Origin of the sequence: Fusobacterium necrogenes (assembly GCF_900450765.1) — a bacterium.
GTDB lineage: Bacteria > Fusobacteriota > Fusobacteriia > Fusobacteriales > Fusobacteriaceae > Fusobacterium_A > Fusobacterium_A necrogenes.
In genome coordinates this window covers 1647297-1664817 of the sequence record NZ_UGGU01000003.1, presented here as the reverse complement: position 1 = coordinate 1664817, position 17521 = coordinate 1647297, and the positions used below count along the sequence as shown (strand labels likewise).

The 17521-nt window shown below is 37.0% G+C and carries 10 protein-coding genes, 1 tRNA gene, 3 rRNA genes, 1 other RNA gene and 1 other annotated feature; all 15 genes read left to right on the top strand.

Annotation, left to right across the window (positions count from 1 at the left end):
* The first annotated feature begins 16 nt into the window (after positions 1–16).
* The gene (locus DYA59_RS07840; RefSeq protein WP_115270997.1) at positions 17–601 is read left to right on the top strand and encodes a hypothetical protein; all 585 of its coding nucleotides are present in this window, start codon (positions 17–19) and stop codon (positions 599–601) included.
* Between the two features lie 6 nt (positions 602–607).
* Positions 608–946, top strand: an RNA gene (gene rnpB / locus DYA59_RS07835) — RNase P RNA component class A.
* A gap of 200 nt (positions 947–1146) precedes the next feature.
* Positions 1147–2654: ribosomal RNA gene (locus DYA59_RS07830) — 16S ribosomal RNA — on the top strand.
* A 210-nt stretch (positions 2655–2864) separates the two neighbouring features.
* Positions 2865–5777: ribosomal RNA gene (locus DYA59_RS07825) — 23S ribosomal RNA — on the top strand.
* 119 nt (positions 5778–5896) lie between these two features.
* Positions 5897–6013: ribosomal RNA gene (gene rrf / locus DYA59_RS07820) — 5S ribosomal RNA — on the top strand.
* The 16S, 23S and 5S rRNA genes sit together here, the layout of an rRNA operon.
* A gap of 189 nt (positions 6014–6202) precedes the next feature.
* Positions 6203–6355, top strand: a complete 153-nt coding sequence (gene rpmG / locus DYA59_RS07815) for a 50S ribosomal protein L33 (RefSeq protein WP_035960606.1) — start codon at positions 6203–6205, stop codon at positions 6353–6355.
* A gap of 16 nt (positions 6356–6371) precedes the next feature.
* A tRNA-Trp gene (locus DYA59_RS07810) sits at positions 6372–6447 on the top strand.
* Between the two features lie 33 nt (positions 6448–6480).
* On the top strand, positions 6481–6663 hold the full coding sequence (gene secE, locus DYA59_RS07805) for a preprotein translocase subunit SecE (protein WP_115270995.1): 183 nt from the start codon (positions 6481–6483) through the stop codon (positions 6661–6663).
* 4 nt (positions 6664–6667) lie between these two features.
* Entirely contained in the window at positions 6668–7270 is a 603-nt protein-coding gene (gene nusG / locus DYA59_RS07800) for a transcription termination/antitermination protein NusG (protein WP_115270993.1), read from the top strand.
* Positions 7271–7335: 65 nt separating this feature from the next.
* Positions 7336–7761 (top strand): 50S ribosomal protein L11, encoded by a 426-nt coding sequence (gene rplK, locus DYA59_RS07795; protein WP_115270991.1) that lies wholly within the window; start codon positions 7336–7338, stop codon positions 7759–7761.
* A gap of 88 nt (positions 7762–7849) precedes the next feature.
* Positions 7850–8557 (top strand): 50S ribosomal protein L1, encoded by a 708-nt coding sequence (gene rplA, locus DYA59_RS07790; RefSeq protein ID WP_115270989.1) that lies wholly within the window; start codon positions 7850–7852, stop codon positions 8555–8557.
* A gap of 3 nt (positions 8558–8560) precedes the next feature.
* Positions 8561–8705 (top strand) — a sequence feature (ribosomal protein L10 leader region).
* Between the two features lie 19 nt (positions 8706–8724).
* Positions 8725–9243 carry a 50S ribosomal protein L10 gene (rplJ, locus tag DYA59_RS07785; protein ID WP_115270987.1) on the top strand — a complete coding sequence of 173 codons (519 nt, stop codon included), beginning with the start codon at positions 8725–8727 and terminating at the stop codon, positions 9241–9243.
* Between the two features lie 74 nt (positions 9244–9317).
* The gene (gene rplL / locus DYA59_RS07780; RefSeq protein ID WP_005885109.1) at positions 9318–9686 is read left to right on the top strand and encodes a 50S ribosomal protein L7/L12; all 369 of its coding nucleotides are present in this window, start codon (positions 9318–9320) and stop codon (positions 9684–9686) included.
* A gap of 207 nt (positions 9687–9893) precedes the next feature.
* Entirely contained in the window at positions 9894–13394 is a 3501-nt protein-coding gene (gene rpoB, locus DYA59_RS07775; protein ID WP_115270985.1) for a DNA-directed RNA polymerase subunit beta, read from the top strand.
* Between the two features lie 108 nt (positions 13395–13502).
* Positions 13503–17465, top strand: a complete 3963-nt coding sequence (gene rpoC / locus DYA59_RS07770) for a DNA-directed RNA polymerase subunit beta' (RefSeq protein ID WP_115270983.1) — start codon at positions 13503–13505, stop codon at positions 17463–17465.
* Positions 17466–17521 lie beyond the last annotated feature (56 nt).

Genomic DNA, 17521 nt, shown 5'->3' with positions numbered 1-17521 from the left:
TTTGGAGTGTATGAAGATGAGAAAAAAAATATTTATAGTTGGAATTTTTTTAATAAATTTATTGTTATTTGGAAGAGTGAATGATAATTTAAATTTATTTGATGAAGTTCAAAAAGTTGAGTTAGAGAAAAAAATAGAAGATATTGGAAAGAAAAGAGATATTAATATTTATGTTAATAGTTTTTCAGGAGAAGAAGGATTCGTAGTAGAACAAGCTGAGAGGGTATTAATTTTAAATCTAATCAAATCATCTGAAGAAAAATTTAAAGTTGAGTTAAAGGTTACTAAGGATATGGAGTTAGATGATATACAAGGGAGTATAGATGAAGTATTAAATATAAATGAAAGATATTTAGCTGAGAGGAAAATAGTTGATTATACTATGGGGGTATTAGATGGATTAGATGGAATAATTGATAAAATTAAGATAGAAGATCCTATAGTTATAGAAGAAGAAATTACAGAGGAAAAGAAAAATAAATTTTTAATAGGAATGGGAGCTTTATTTTTTTTAATTTTTATTTTGATTATAAGGATACTTATGGTAAAATATAAAAAGAGTTTCAAAGAAGAAATTGAGATAGTAAGTAAGAAAAAATAGTAGAATAGAGGTATTAAAGTTAATTGCTGCTTAAAAATTAAGGAGAGGAAAGTCCGGGCTCCATAGAGCAAGAGGGCAGCTAACGGCTGCTAAAGGAAACTTTAAGGAAAGTGCCACAGAAAAGAAACCGCCATCATGGTAAGGGTGAAAAGGTGGTGTAAGAGACCACCAGTTTTTTAGGAAACTAAAAAAGCTAGGTAAACCCCCTCTGGAGCAAGACTAAGTAGGAAAGGTTAAGGGTTGCTCGTCCAGCTTTCAGGGTAAGTTGCTTGAGATTATAAGAGATTATAATTCTAGATAAATAATTAACATATACAAAACCCGGCTTATTTAATGCCTCTAAATTTCAAAAAAATAAAAAAAAATTCAAAAAACTATTGACGTATTTCTAAATATATGGTAGTATATATCTTGTCCGCGAGAAATCGTGAGAGCTACATAGATAATTTTAAGGACATTAGCAACAGAATAGAGAAAGATAAGTAATGCAAACACAACAATAAATTGGTGTAAATAATCAGTATATTTTACTGAGTTTAATAGATTGAACGAAGAGTTTGATCCTGGCTCAGGATGAACGCTGACAGAATGCTTAACACATGCAAGTCTACTTGATCCTTCGGGTGATGGTGGCGGACGGGTGAGTAACGCGTAAAGAACTTGCCCTGCAGTCTGGGACAACATTTGGAAACGAATGCTAATACCGGATATTATGTGAGTTTCGCATGGAATTCATATGAAAGCTATATGCGCTGCAGGAGAGCTTTGCGTCCTATTAGCTAGTTGGTGAGGTAACGGCTCACCAAGGCCATGATAGGTAGCCGGCCTGAGAGGGTGAACGGCCACAAGGGGACTGAGACACGGCCCTTACTCCTACGGGAGGCAGCAGTGGGGAATATTGGACAATGGACCATAAGTCTGATCCAGCAATTCTGTGTGCACGATGAAGTTTTTCGGAATGTAAAGTGCTTTCAGTTGGGACGAAGTAAGTGACGGTACCAACAGAAGAAGCGACGGCTAAATACGTGCCAGCAGCCGCGGTAATACGTATGTCGCAAGCGTTATCCGGATTTATTGGGCGTAAAGCGCGTCTAGGCGGTTTGGTAAGTCTGATGTGAAAATGCGGGGCTCAACTCCGTATTGCGTTGGAAACTGTCAAACTAGAGTACTGGAGAGGTGGGCGGAACTACAAGTGTAGAGGTGAAATTCGTAGATATTTGTAGGAATGCCGATGGGGAAGCCAGCCCACTGGACAGATACTGACGCTAAAGCGCGAAAGCGTGGGTAGCAAACAGGATTAGATACCCTGGTAGTCCACGCCGTAAACGATGATTACTAGGTGTTGGGGGTCGAACCTCAGCGCCCAAGCTAACGCGATAAGTAATCCGCCTGGGGAGTACGTACGCAAGTATGAAACTCAAAGGAATTGACGGGGACCCGCACAAGCGGTGGAGCATGTGGTTTAATTCGACGCAACGCGAGGAACCTTACCAGCGTTTGACATCCTAGGAAGTTGGCAGAGATGCCTTCGTGCCCCTTCGGGGGAACCTAGTGACAGGTGGTGCATGGCTGTCGTCAGCTCGTGTCGTGAGATGTTGGGTTAAGTCCCGCAACGAGCGCAACCCCTTTCGTATGTTGCCATCATTAAGTTGGGCACTCATGCGATACTGCCTGCGATGAGCAGGAGGAAGGTGGGGATGACGTCAAGTCATCATGCCCCTTATACGCTGGGCTACACACGTGCTACAATGGGTAGTACAGAGAGTCGCAAACCCGCGAGGGGGAGCTAATCTCAGAAAACTATTCTCAGTTCGGATTGTACTCTGCAACTCGAGTACATGAAGTTGGAATCGCTAGTAATCGCAAATCAGCTATGTTGCGGTGAATACGTTCTCGGGTCTTGTACACACCGCCCGTCACACCACGAGAGTTGGTTGCACCTGAAGTAGCAGGCCTAACCGTAAGGAGGGATGCTCCGAGGGTGTGATTAGCGATTGGGGTGAAGTCGTAACAAGGTATCCGTACGGGAACGTGCGGATGGATCACCTCCTTTCTAAGGAGCAATACTTTCTCTATTCTATTGATAATGTTCTTATAATCAAGGAGTGACGGAGTTACGACTATGATTATAAAGATGTCGCATTCGGAGAATGGGACGCAACATTATTATTAATGGACATTGGAAACTATATAGTAAATCAGATAATACAATTTAACTCTAATTTTAATAGAGTTAGCTGTCAATCAATATTTAAAAACTAAAGGTTAAAATAATTAAGGGCACATAGGGAATGCCTAGGTAGTAAGAGCCGATGAAGGACGTGGTAAGCTGCGATAAGCTCAGGGTAGTTGCAATCGAACGTTTGATCCTGAGATTTCCGAATGGAGCAATCCGCTAAGTTGAAGACTTAGCACGAAAGAGGGTACCGCGTGAACTGAAACATCTAAGTAACGCGAGGAAAAGAAAGTAAAAACGATTCCCTAAGTAGCGGCGAGCGAACGGGGATGAGCCCAAACCGCATAAATGTCAAGGATGCAGCCGTTGTTTATGCGGGGTTGTGGGAAGAACTATGAGGAACTGCAACGTACTCAACAATGTTAATGACTGAACTGGAACTAGTTGGAAAGCTAGATCGTAGAAGGTGATAATCCTGTACAGGTAAACTCATTAACTTGTCCGTTCTCTCCCAAGTAACATGGAACACGAGGAATTCTGTGTGAATCTGCGAGGACCATATCTCGTAAGGCTAAATACTCTTACTAACCGATAGCGTATAGTACCGTGAGGGAAAGGTGAAAAGAACCCCGGGAGGGGAGTGAAATAGAACCTGAAACTATGTGCTTACAAGCGGTCAGAGCCCTTCGGGGTGATGGCGTGCCTTTTGGAGAATGATCCTGCGAGTTACGTTCAGTGGCAAGGTTAAGTTTAACGGAGCCGAAGGGAAACCGAGTCTGAACAGGGCGATTTTAGTCGCTGGGCGTAGACGCGAAACCTGGTGATCTAAGCCTGTCCAGGGTGAAGCTGTGGTAAGACACAGTGGAGGCCCGAACTCACCGCCGTTGAAAAGTTGGGAGATGAGGTAGGTTTAGGGGTGAAAAGCCAATCGAACTAGGAGATAGCTCGTTCTCTCCGAAATGCATTTAGGTGCAGCCTTGAGTGTTTAATTATGGGGGTAGAGCACTGAATGGACTAGGGGGCGCATTGCTTACTGAATCCAATCAAACTCCGAATACCATAATTCAAGAGCTCAGGAGTGAGACTATGGGAATTAACTTCCATCGTCAAAAGGGAAACAACCCAGACCACCAGCTAAGGTCCCTAATCATAACTAAGTGGGAAAGGAGGTGGAGATTCATAAACAACCAGGAGGTTGGCTTAGAAGCAGCCATACCTTTAAAGAGTGCGTAATAGCTCACTGGTCGAGAGTCTCTGCGCCGACAATGTAACGGGGCTAAGTTATGAACCGAAGCTGTGGAATTGCGCAAGCAATTGGTAGGAGAGCGTTCTGTAGGCCGTTGAAGGAGAAGCGTAAGCAACTCTGGAGGTATCAGAAGTGAGAATGCAGGAATAAGTAGCGAGAAGGGAGGCGAGAATCCTCCCCGCCGGAAGACCAAGGTTTTCAGGGTAAAGCTTGTCTTCCCTGAGTAAGCCGGGACCTAAGCCGAGGCTATAGTGCGTAGGCGAATGGAAAACAGATTAATATTTCTGTGCCAGTCATATTTTGTGATGGAGGGACGCAGAAGGGTATGTGCGCGGAAGAACGGTAGTTTCCGTAAAAGCATGTAGAATGACTTGATAGGTAAATCCGTCAAGTTAGATTTGAGGTGTGATATATAGTCGTAAGATGAATGTACAGATCCCACGCTGCCAAGAAAAGCTTCTAACGTTAAGGTATGACTGCCCGTACCCGAAACCGACACAGGTGGTCAGGATGAGAAATCTAAGGCGGACAGGCTAACTCTCGTTAAGGAACTCTGCAAAATAGCCCCGTAACTTAGGGAGAAGGGGTGCCCCTGGGCGTGAGTATACACGCAATGCAAAGCGCTTGGGGGTCGCAGTGAAGAGGCTCAAGCAACTGTTTAACAAAAACACAGGTCTATGCTAAGCTGTAAGGCGATGTATATGGGCTGACACCTGCCCAGTGCCGGAAGGTTAAGAGGAGGAGTGAGAGCTCCGAATTGAAGCCCCGGTGAACGGCGGCCGTAACTATAACGGTCCTAAGGTAGCGAAATTCCTTGTCGGGTAAGTTCCGACCTGCACGAATGGTGTAATGATTTGAGCGCTGTCTTGACGGGAGGCCTGGTGAAATTGTATTACCGGTGAAGATACCGGTTACCTACAGTAGGACGGAAAGACCCCATGGAGCTTTACTGTAGCTTGGTATTGGGTTTTGGCATTGCATGTATAGGATAGTTGGGAAACTATGAAGATGTGGCGCTAGCTGCATTGGAGTTGTCGGTGGAATACCAACCATTCAATGTTGAAATTCTAATCTGTGGTTTGAAGCCACGGAGACAGTGCTAGGTGGGCAGTTTGACTGGGGCGGTCGCCTCCGAAAGAGTAACGGAGGCGTTCAAAGGTTCTCTCAGGTTGGATGGAAATCAACCGCAGAGTGCAATGGCATAAGAGAGCTTGACTGCGAGACTGACGGGTCGAGCAGGTGCGAAAGCAGGACATAGTGATCCGGCGATTCCGAATGGAAGGATCGTCGCTCAACGGATAAAAGCTACCCTGGGGATAACAGGCTGATCCTACCCGAGAGTCCATATCGACGGTAGGGTTTGGCACCTCGATGTCGGCTCATCGCATCCTGGGGCTGGAGAAGGTCCCAAGGGTTGGGCTGTTCGCCCATTAAAGCGGTACGTGAGCTGGGTTCAGAACGTCGTGAGACAGTTCGGTCCCTATCCACTGTAGGCGTTAGAATATTGAGAAGATCTGTCCTTAGTACGAGAGGACCGGGATGGACAAACCTCTGATGTACCAGTTGTCACGCCAGTGGCACAGCTGGGTAGTCACGTTTGGAACAGATAACCGCTGAAAGCATCTAAGCGGGAAACTGACTTCAAGATAAGTATTCTTTAAGACTCCTTCGAGCCTAGGAGGTAGATAGGTTGGGGGTGTAAGGGTTGCGAGGCCTTTAGCTGACCAATACTAATAAGTCGAAGTTTTAACCTTCAAATAATCAAGAAGTAACAAAGTTACGACTATGATTATTTAGACGCAGATGACTGAAAGGAATCAGCGTTACCTGATATTACTATATAGTTTCAAATGCCTATGTAAATAGACATTAGCTTGGTGAGAAGAGCTACGGGGGTACACCCAGATACATTCCGAACCTGGAAGTTAAGCCCGTAAACGCTGAAAGTACTTGGAGGGAAGCCTCCTGGGAGGATAGGAACTTGCCAAGCTTTTTTACTTCATGAAATACTAAAATATAATATACTTAGGAATAATAAAAAAGAAAAAAAATATTTGACAAAATTTAAAATATATGGTAATATATCTGAGTCTTAGAAAGCAAGATATAAACTCTTTAATACCATACAAATTCTGTATGGGAGGATCTAAATGATACCGTTATGAGTGGAGGTGTGAAATTGAGAGTAAATATTCAATTAGAATGTACAGAATGTAAAAGAAGAAATTATAGTACTTCAAAAAATAAAAAGAATACTACAGAAAGATTAGAAATTAATAAATACTGTAAGTGGGACAAAAAAGTTACTTTACATAAAGAAACTAAGAAATAATTAGTTTAAAACATGCAGGTCAATGGCTCAATTGGTAGAGCATCGGTCTCCAAAACCGAGGGTTGGGGGTTCGAGTCCCTCTTGACCTGCCATTTTTTTATAATATTGAATTGAAAGGTGATTGTATGAATCTTTTTCAAGGAATAAAAATGGAGTATTCCAAAGTTCAATGGCCTAACAAAGAGGAAGTTAAAAATTCAACTCTTTGGGTAATAGCAATGAGCTTAATACTTAGCATATATTTGGGAGTTTTTGATTTAATTGCTTCTAGACTATTAAAAATTTTGGTATCTCTCTTTGGAGGATAAAGAAATGGAAAAAACCTTAGTGAAAAAATGGTTTATGATTCATACTTATTCGGGGTATGAAAAAAAAGTAAAAACTGACCTTGAACAGAAAATAGAGACTTTAGGAATGGGTGACATTGTAACAAAAATTCTTGTTCCTGAAGAAGAAAATATTGAAGAAGTAAGAGGAAAGAAAAAAACTGTTGCAAGAAAAATATTTCCAGGTTATGTTATGTTAGAGATGGTAGTTACTAGAGAAGAAAGTAATGAAGGGATAAACTTTAGAGTTGATTCAGAGGCTTGGTATGTAGTTAGAAATACTAATGGAGTAACAGGATTTGTAGGGGTTGGATCTGATCCTATCCCAATGGAAGATGATGAAGTAAAAAATGTTTTTAATGTTATAGGTTTAGAGCTTTCAGAGGAAGAAAAAGAGCTAAAAGAGATAATAAAAATAAATTTTACTGTTGGAGATTATGTAAAAGTGCTTAAAGGTGGTTTTGCTGATCAAGAAGGTAAAGTTGCTGAAATAGATATGGAACATAAAAAAGTTAAAGTTATGATCGAAATGTTTGGAAGAATGACTCCAGTAGAAGTAGATTTTGATAGTGTTCAAAAGGCTAATTAAGAGCCTTGTTAGTGGGAGATGACACCGTCATTACCACACATTTTTTGGAGGTGTAATTTTAAGAAATGGCAAAAGAAGTAATTAAATTAATAAAACTACAATTACCAGCAGGTAAAGCTAATCCGGCTCCACCAGTTGGACCAGCATTGGGAGCTCACGGAGTAAATATTATGGAATTCTGTAAAGCTTTTAATGCAAAAACTCAAGATAAATCAGGATGGATAATTCCAGTAGAGATATCTGTTTATAACGATAGAAGTTTCACATTTATATTAAAAACTCCACCTGCATCAGACTTATTGAAGAAAGCAGCAGGAATCCAATCAGCAGCTAAAAACTCTAAAAAAGAAGTTGCTGGACAAATTACAACAGCTAAATTAAGAGAGATTGCTGAAACTAAAATGCCTGACTTAAATGCAGGATCAGTAGAAGCAGCTATGAAAATAATAGCTGGATCAGCGAGATCAATGGGAATAAAAATAGTAGACTAATTAATTTGTTTGGGAGTTGGCTAATTCAGTCACTCTATATTAAGTGGTAGGAGACATCCGCATCACCACAAAGGGAGGAAATTAAAACATGGCAAAACATAGAGGAAAAAAATACTTAGAAATAGCTAAGTTAGTAGAAACTGGAAAGCTTTATGAAGTTAAAGAAGCTTTAGATCTAGTACTAAGAACTAGAACAGCTAAATTTATAGAAACTGTAGAAGTAGCATTAAGACTTGGTGTAGATCCAAGACATGCAGATCAACAAGTAAGGGGTACAGTTGTGTTACCTCATGGAACTGGAAAAACTGTAAAAGTATTAGCTATAACTTCAGGAGCTAATATAGAAAAGGCTTTAGCAGCTGGTGCAGATTATGCAGGAGCTGAAGAATATATAAATCAAATTCAACAAGGATGGTTAGATTTCGATTTAGTAATCGCTACTCCTGATATGATGCCTAAATTAGGAAGATTAGGAAAAATCCTAGGAACTAAAGGACTAATGCCTAACCCTAAATCAGGAACTGTTACTCCAAACATTGCAGAAGCAGTAACTGAATTTAAAAAAGGTAAATTAGCATTCAGAGTTGACAAATTAGGGTCAATTCATGTACCAATTGGTAAAGCAGATTTCGCACCTGAAAAAATTGAAGAAAACTTCAAAGCTTTCATGGATCAAATAACAAGATTAAAACCAGCATCTTCTAAAGGACAATACTTAAGAACTGTTGCTGTATCACTAACTATGGGACCTGGAATTAAAATGGACCCTGCATTAGTAGCTAAATACGTTGGATAAATAATTTAATATAGATCCAAACCAAAGACCGTAGGTGGTTGTGAACCTTAAATTATCCTACCGAGGTTGGAATAAGGTTTCGCTAGCCTCATAGTTTGATTACGACCTCCGTTCCTAACCTTTGGCACGGAGGTAATTTTTAGAAAAAAGAGGAGGTGAATCAAAGAATGGCAACTCAGGCAAAAATCGAACAAGTAGCTGAACTAGCAGAAAAAATAAGAAAAGCTCAATCAGTAGTATTAGTTGACTATCAAGGAATCACAGTTAACGAGGAAACTGAATTAAGAAAAAAAGTTAGAGAAGCAGGTGCTGAATATCTAGTTGCAAAAAACAGATTATTCAAAATAGCATTAAAAGAAGCTGGAGTAGAAGATTCTTTTGATGATTTATTAGAAGGGACTACAGCATTTGCTTTCGGATATGCAGATCCAGTAGCTCCTGCAAAATTAGTTTTTGATTTGGCAAAAGATAAGGCTAAAGCAAAAAAAGATGTATTCAAAATTAAAGGTGGATTATTAACAGGAAAAAGAGTTGAGGCAACTGAGGTAGAAGCTCTAGCTAAATTACCTTCAAGAGATCAATTACTTTCTATGTTACTTAACTCAATGCTTGGACCAATCAGAAAGCTTGCTTACGCAACTGTGGCAATCGCTGATAAAAAAGAAGCTGAAAGTGCAGCAGAATAATTTTGATCAAATTTAAAATAAAAAATAAAAAAATTTAAGATAAATATTTTCGAAAAATTAAGGAGGAAACATAAATGGCATTCAATAGAGAGCAATTTATAGCTGATTTAGAAGCTATGACAGTTTTAGAATTAAAAGAATTAGTAACTGCTTTAGAAGAGCACTTTGGTGTAACAGCAGCAGCTCCAGTAGCAGTAGCAGTAGCAGGAGGAGAAGCAGCAGCAGCTGAGGAGAAAACTGAATTTGACGTAATCTTAACTTCTGCAGGAGCTAATAAAATAGCTGTAATTAAAGAAGTAAGAGGAATAACTGGATTAGGATTAAAAGAAGCTAAAGAATTAGTAGACAACGGTGGAAAATTAAAAGAAGGAGTTGCTAAAGAAGAAGCTGAAGCTATAAAAGAGAAGTTAACAGCTGCTGGAGCAACTGTAGAAGTTAAATAATTTTAACTTAAACTGTTGAGTAAGCAATAAATCTTAACTTAGTTAAAAAAAATAGGCACTCTTGGATAGAGTGCCTTTTTACTAATTATTAAGAGTATACTAATTTTTATTTTTGGAAAGTGATAATTAATCATTTGGAAATAGAGTGGCCTGATATTTTCAAGTGATTAGGTATTAAATTTTAAAATTGATAAGGGGTGTGAATTAATGGGGAAACTCGTTGAAAGATTGAATTTTGGAAAGATAAAAGAGAGAGGAATTATGCCTCATTTTCTTGAGTTCCAATTGGATTCCTATGAAGATTTTCTACAAGCTAAAGAAGCTCCAAATAATAGAAAAGACAAGGGGTTAGAATCAGCTTTTAGAGAAATTTTCCCTGTTGAATCTTCTAATGGAGATATCAAGTTAGAATATGTAGCTTATGAATTACATGAAGCTGAACCACCATTAAATGATGAACTTGAGTGTAAAAAAAGAGGTAAGACTTATTCTGCTTCTTTAAAAGTTAGATTAAGACTTATAAATAAGAAGAGCGGAAATGAGATTCAAGAATCATTGGTGTATTTTGGAGAGATACCTTTAATGACTGAAAGAGGTACTTTTATAATAAATGGAGCGGAAAGAGTTGTTGTATCACAGTTACATAGATCACCAGGAGTATCATTTAATAAGGAGATAAATATTCAGACTGGAAAAGATTTATTTTCTGGAAAGATTATTCCATATAAGGGGACTTGGCTTGAATTCGAAACTGATAAGAATGATTTTCTAAGTGTTAAGATTGACAGGAAGAAAAAAGTATTAGCAACTGTATTCTTAAAGGCTATTGATTTTTTCGAGAATAATACAGAGATAAAAGATTACTTTTTAGAAACTAAGGAATTAGAATTAACTCCTATATTCCAAAAATATAAAAATAGAGAAGAGTTAGTAAGTGTTCTTAGAACAAAGTTTGAAGGAAGTTTTATAAAAGAAGATATATATGATGAAGAAACTGGAGAGATAATAGCTGAAGTAGATGCGGTTATTGATGAAACACTGATAGAGAACTTAATAGATACAAAAATAGAAAAAGTTGTTTATTGGGAAGTAAAACCAGAAGATAAGCTATTAGCTAATACTGTTTTAAATGATACTACATTAACTAAGGAGGATGCTGTAACTGAGGTATTCAAAAAATTAAGACCTGGAGATTTAGTTACAATAGACTCAGCAAAATCACTTATTAGACAAATGTTTTTCAATCCTCAAAGATATGATCTTGAGCCAGTTGGAAGATATAAGATGAATAAGAGACTTAAGTTAAATGTAGCAGATGATGAGATACTTTTAACTAAAGAGGATATCATTGCAACTATGAAGTATGTAATTAATTTAAACAATGGAAATGGACATACTGATGATATAGATAATTTATCTAATAGAAGGGTAAGAGGAGTTGGAGAGTTACTTTTAATGCAAATTAAAGCTGGACTTTCTAAAATGGGTAAAATGGTAAGAGAAAAAATGACTATTCAAGATTCAGAAACATTAACTCCACAATCACTTTTAAATACTAGACCATTGAATGCATTAATATTAGATTTTTTTGGTTCAGGACAATTATCTCAGTTCATGGATCAATCAAATCCATTGTCTGAGCTAACTCATAAGAGAAGAATATCAGCATTAGGACCAGGAGGACTTTCAAGAGAAAGAGCAGGTTTCGAAGTTAGAGACGTACATGATTCTCACTACGGAAGAATCTGTCCTATAGAAACACCAGAAGGACCAAATATCGGTCTTATTGGATCTTTAGCTATCTATGCTAAAATTAATAAATACGGATTTATTGAAACTCCATATATAAAAGTAGTAGATGGAAAAGCTGATTTTGATAGAATAGAGTATTTAGCAGCAGATGAAGAAGAGGGATTATTCATTGCTCAAGCGGATACTAAAATTGGAGAAAATAACGAACTTTTAGGAGAGGTTGTTTGTAGATTTGGACATGAAATAGTAAATATAACTGGAGAGAAAGTTGATTATTTAGATATTTCCCCTAAACAAGTGGTGTCTGTATCAGCAGGATTAATTCCATTTCTTGAGCATGACGATGCTAACAGAGCACTCATGGGATCAAATATGCAAAGACAAGCTGTACCATTATTAAGAACTGAAGCACCTTATATTGGAACAGGGCTTGAAAGAAAAGTTGCTGTAGATTCAGGAGCTTTAGTACTATCTAAAGTGGATGGAAAAGTTGTATATGTAGATGCTAGTAAGGTTGTTGTAGAGGATGAAAATGGAAAAGAACATAAGTATAGATTGTTAAATTATGAAAGATCAAATGCTTCAATGTGTTTACATCAAAGTCCGCTAGTTTCATTAGGTGATGAGGTGAAGATAGGAAGTATTTTAGCTGATGGACCGGCAACAAAAGGTGGAGATTTAGCATTAGGAAGAAATATACTTATGGCATTTATGCCTTGGGAAGGATATAATTACGAGGATGCGATTCTAATTTCTGACAGGTTAAGAAAAGATGACGTATTTACATCAATTCATATTGAAGAATATGAAATAGAAGCTAGAAATACAAAATTAGGAGATGAAGAGATCACAAGAGAGATTCCTAATATTTCTGAAGAAGCATTAAGAAAATTGGATGCTAATGGTATTATAACTATTGGTTCTGAAGTAGGACCAGGAGATATCCTAGTAGGAAAAACTGCTCCTAAAGGAGAAACTGAACCACCTGCAGAAGAAAAACTTTTAAGAGCAATCTTTGGAGAAAAAGCAAGGGATGTAAGAGATACATCTCTAAGAATGCCTCATGGTTCAAAAGGAACAGTAGTAGAAATTCTTGAATTATCAAGAGAAAATGGCGATGAATTAAAAGCTGGTGTAAATAAAGCTATAAAAATATTAGTTGCAGAAAAAAGAAAAATCACTGTTGGAGATAAAATGTCAGGACGTCATGGAAATAAAGGGGTTGTATCAAGAGTACTACCAGCAGAAGATATGCCTTTCTTAGCCGATGGAACACATTTAGACGTTGTACTTAATCCTCTAGGGGTACCTTCACGTATGAACATAGGGCAAGTACTAGAGGTTCACTTAGGAATGGCTATGGGGAATTATAATGGTGGAACACACATAGCAACTCCAGTATTTGACGGAGCATCTGAAGAACAAGTTAAGGATTACTTAGAAAAATTGGGATTCCCTAGAAGTGGAAAAGTTGACTTATACGATGGAAGAACAGGAGATAAATTTGATAACCCTGTAACAGTAGGAAGAATGTATATGTTAAAACTTCACCACCTAGTTGAAGATAAGATGCATGCAAGAGCAATCGGACCATACTCATTAGTAACTCAACAACCACTAGGAGGAAAGGCTCAATTCGGAGGACAAAGACTTGGAGAAATGGAAGTTTGGGCGCTAGAGGCATACGGGGCATCTAATATACTTCAAGAGATGTTAACGGTAAAATCAGATGACGTTACTGGAAGAACTAAGACTTATGAAGCTATTATTAAAGGTGAAGAGATGCCAGAGGCTGACTTACCTGAGTCATTTAAAGTACTATTAAAAGAGTTCCAAGCATTAGCACTAGATGTAGAACTATTTGATAGTGAAGATAATATAATAAATGTAGATGAAGAGTTAAATAAAGAAGAGGTATTAACAGAGTACTCTCCTTTAGATGACTTTAAAGATTAATAAAAAATAATTGATATTTTAAAATTAGAAAATAAGTTAAGGAGGGAAACTCTCCAGCTTATTTCTAATCGTTTATAGCTTTATCTCAATAAGGAGGCTTTGTATTTAATGGGAATTAGAAGTTTTGAGAAAATAAGAATTAGATTAGCATCTCCTGAGAAAATAGAAGAATGGTCTCATGGAGAGGTTACAAAACCTGAAACAATAAACTACAGAACTTTAAATCCAGAAAGTGATGGGCTTTTCTGTGAAAAAATATTCGGACCAACTAAAGATTGGGAATGTGCATGTGGAAAGTATAAGAGAATGAGATATAAAGGTCTAGTTTGTGAAAAATGTGGGGTAGAAGTAACTAGATCTAAGGTAAGAAGAGAGAGAATGGGACATATTTCTCTAGCTGCACCAGTTTCTCATATTTGGTATTCTAAAGGGACACCAAATAAAATGTCACTTATAATAGGACTATCTCCAAAAGAATTAGAATCAGTATTATATTTTGCTAGATATGTAGTTACTGAAACTGGAGAAAGTAATTTAAAAGAAGGGAAAATCTTAACTGAAAAAGAATATAAACTATATAAGCAATTATATGGAAATAGATTTGAAGCTTTAATGGGAGCTGAAGCTATTTTAAAGCTTCTTGAGAAAATTAATCTTGAAGAATTAAGAATAGAGTTAGAAAAAGAGTTAGATGATGTAAGTTCATCTCAAAAGAGAAAGAAAGTTGTTAAGAGATTAAAAATAGTAAGAGATTTTATAGCTTCTAACAACAAACCTGAGTGGATGATACTTAAAAATGTTCCAGTAATACCAGCTGATTTAAGACCAATGGTACAATTAGATGGAGGAAGATTTGCAACTTCTGACTTAAATGATTTATATAGAAGAGTTATTAACAGAAATAATAGACTTAAAAAACTATTAGAAATAAAAGCACCTGAAATAGTTGTTAAAAACGAAAAAAGAATGCTTCAAGAAGCAGTAGATGCTTTAATAGATAATGGAAGAAGAGGAAAACCAGTAGTTGCTCAAAACAATAGAGAGTTAAAATCTCTTTCTGATATGTTAAAAGGAAAACAAGGAAGATTTAGACAAAACCTACTTGGGAAAAGAGTTGACTACTCAGCAAGATCAGTTATCGTTGTAGGACCATCATTAAAAATGAATCAATGTGGAATTCCTAAGAAAATGGCTCTTGAGTTATATAAACCTTTCATTATGAGAGAATTAGTAAAAAGAGAGTTAGCTTCTAACATAAAAACAGCTAAAAAATTAGTTGAAGAAGCAGATGATAAAGTATGGGATGTAATTGAGGATGTAATTCAAGACCACCCAGTACTACTTAACAGAGCTCCAACTCTACACAGACTATCTATTCAAGCATTTGAACCAGTATTAATAGAAGGAAAAGCAATTAGACTTCACCCATTAGTATGTTCTGCATTCAATGCTGACTTCGACGGAGATCAAATGGCAGTTCACTTAATGTTATCTCCAGAAGCCATAATGGAAGCAAAGCTATTAATGTTAGCACCAAATAACATAATATCTCCATCAAACGGAGAGCCAATAGCAGTTCCATCTCAAGACATGGTCATGGGGTGTTTCTATATGACTAAGGAAAGAGCAGGATCTAAAGGAGAAGGGAAGGCATTTTCTAATATAGATCAAGCTTTGACAGCTTATCATAATGGAGTATTAGATACTCATGCTATAATTAAAGTTAGAATAAATGGTGAAATGGTAGAAACTACTCCTGGAAGACTTATGTTTAATGAGTTATTACCTGAAGTAGACAAGCAATACAATCAAACTTTTGGTAAATCTCAACTTAAGAAGTTAATTGCTAAATTATATGATGAGCATGGATTTACTGAAACAGCTGAATTAATCAATAAGATTAAGGATTTCGGATACCATTATGGAGCTATGGCTGGGGTATCAGTAGGTATAGAAGACCTTGAAATTCCAGAAGCTAAAAAAGAGATCCTAGCAAAAGCAGATGAGCAAGTAGCTCAAATCGAAGCTGATTATAAAGCAGGAAAAATTATAAATGAAGAAAGATATAGAAAAACAATTACTGTATGGTCTGAAGCAACAGATGCTGTTACAAAGGCAATGATGGATGGACTAGATCAATTTAATCCAGTTTATATGATGGCGAATTCAGGAGCCAGAGGTAATATTTCTCAGATGAGACAGTTAGCGGCAATGAGAGGGAACATGGCCGATACACAAGGGAGAATCATTGAGGTACCTATTAAAGCTAACTTCCGTGAAGGACTAACAGTATTAGAATTCTTTATGTCATCACATGGAGCGAGAAAAGGATTGGCTGATACTGCTTTAAGAACTGCTGACTCAGGATATTTGACAAGGAGACTTGTTGATATTTCACACGAAGTTATAGTTAATGCAGAAGATTGTGGAACTTATCAAGGAATTGAAGTAGGAGAGCTAATCTCTGAAGGTAAGGTAATTGAAGAATTAAAAGAAAGAATAAATGGAAGAGTTCTTGCAGAAGATTTAGTATTTAAAGGAGAAGTAATAGCTCCAAGAAATACTTTAATTGAAAAAGAATTAATTAAGAAGATAGATGAATTAGGAGTAAGAAAAGTTAAGATAAGATCTCCATTAACATGTGCTCTTGAAAAAGGAGTATGTAGAAAATGTTATGGAATGGATTTATCTAATCATAAAGAGATATTACTTGGAGAAGCAGTTGGAGTTATTGCAGCTCAATCAATCGGGGAACCAGGAACTCAGCTTACAATGAGAACATTCCATACTGGAGGAGTTGCAACAGCAGCAGCTGTAGTAACAGGAGTTAGAGCTGAAAATTCAGGAAAAGTAGCTTATAGAGATGTAAAAATACTAATAAATGAGGAAAATGGAGATGAAATAGTAGTTAGCCAATCAGCTAAGTTAATTATAGGAAACTATGATTATGAAATTCCATCAGGTTCTATCTTAAAAGTAAAAGAGGGACAACATGTGGAGATTGGAGAGACATTAGTTACATTTGACCCATTCCATATCCCTATTATTGCTGACCAAGATGGAAGAATTGAGTATAGAGAACTTTATGTAAAAGAAAACTATGACGAAAAATATGATGTTACAGAATTTATGGCAATTAAACCTGTGGAATCTGGAGACATCAATCCAAGAGTTGTAGTATTTGATGCTGAAGGAAACACAAAAGGAAGCTATACTATCCCATTCGGAGCTTATTTAATGGTAAGAGAAGGGGAAGAGATTAAAAAAGGACAAATTATTGCTAAAATTATTAAAGAAGGAGCAGGAACAAAAGACATTACTGGGGGTCTTCCAAGAGTTCAAGAGTTATTTGAAGCTAGAAATCCTAAAGGAAAAGCAATGCTTACTGAAATAGAAGGTAAGGTAGAAGTAACTGGTAAGAAGAAGAAAGGTATGAGAGTAATCTTAGTTAAATCAGTTTCTGATTCAAGTGATTATAAAGAGTATTTAGTACCAGTTGGAGAGCGTCTAGTTGTTACTGACGGAATGCTTGTAAAAGCTGGAGATAAGATAACAGAAGGAGCTATTTCTCCATTTGATATTCTAAATATTAAAGGACTTGTAGCAGCTGAACAGTTTATCCTAGAATCTGTACAACAAGTGTATAGAGACCAAGGAGTTACTGTAAATGATAAACATATTGAGATTATCGTTAAACAAATGTTTAAAAAAGTAAGAATAGTTGACTCAGGAGCATCTTTATTCTTAGAGGATGAAGTTGTAGAAAAGAGAGTAGTAGAGTTAGAAAACGAAAAACTTCAAGCTGAAGGAAAAGCTATAATTAAATATGAACCAATTATTCAAGGTATTACTAAAGCAGCTGTTAATACAGGAAGTTTCATATCAGCAGCTTCGTTCCAAGAGACTACAAAAGTTCTTTCTAATGCTGCTATTGAGGGAAAAGTTGACTTCTTAGAAGGATTAAAAGAAAACGTAATTATCGGTAAGAAAATACCAGCTGGAACTGGATTTAGTGCTTATAAAAAGATAAAAGCAAAAGTCAAAGAGGAAGAATTAATGGAACAAGAGTAATATTATATATAGTAATAGGCGACATTGTCGCCTATTACTATATATATTTTATCTTT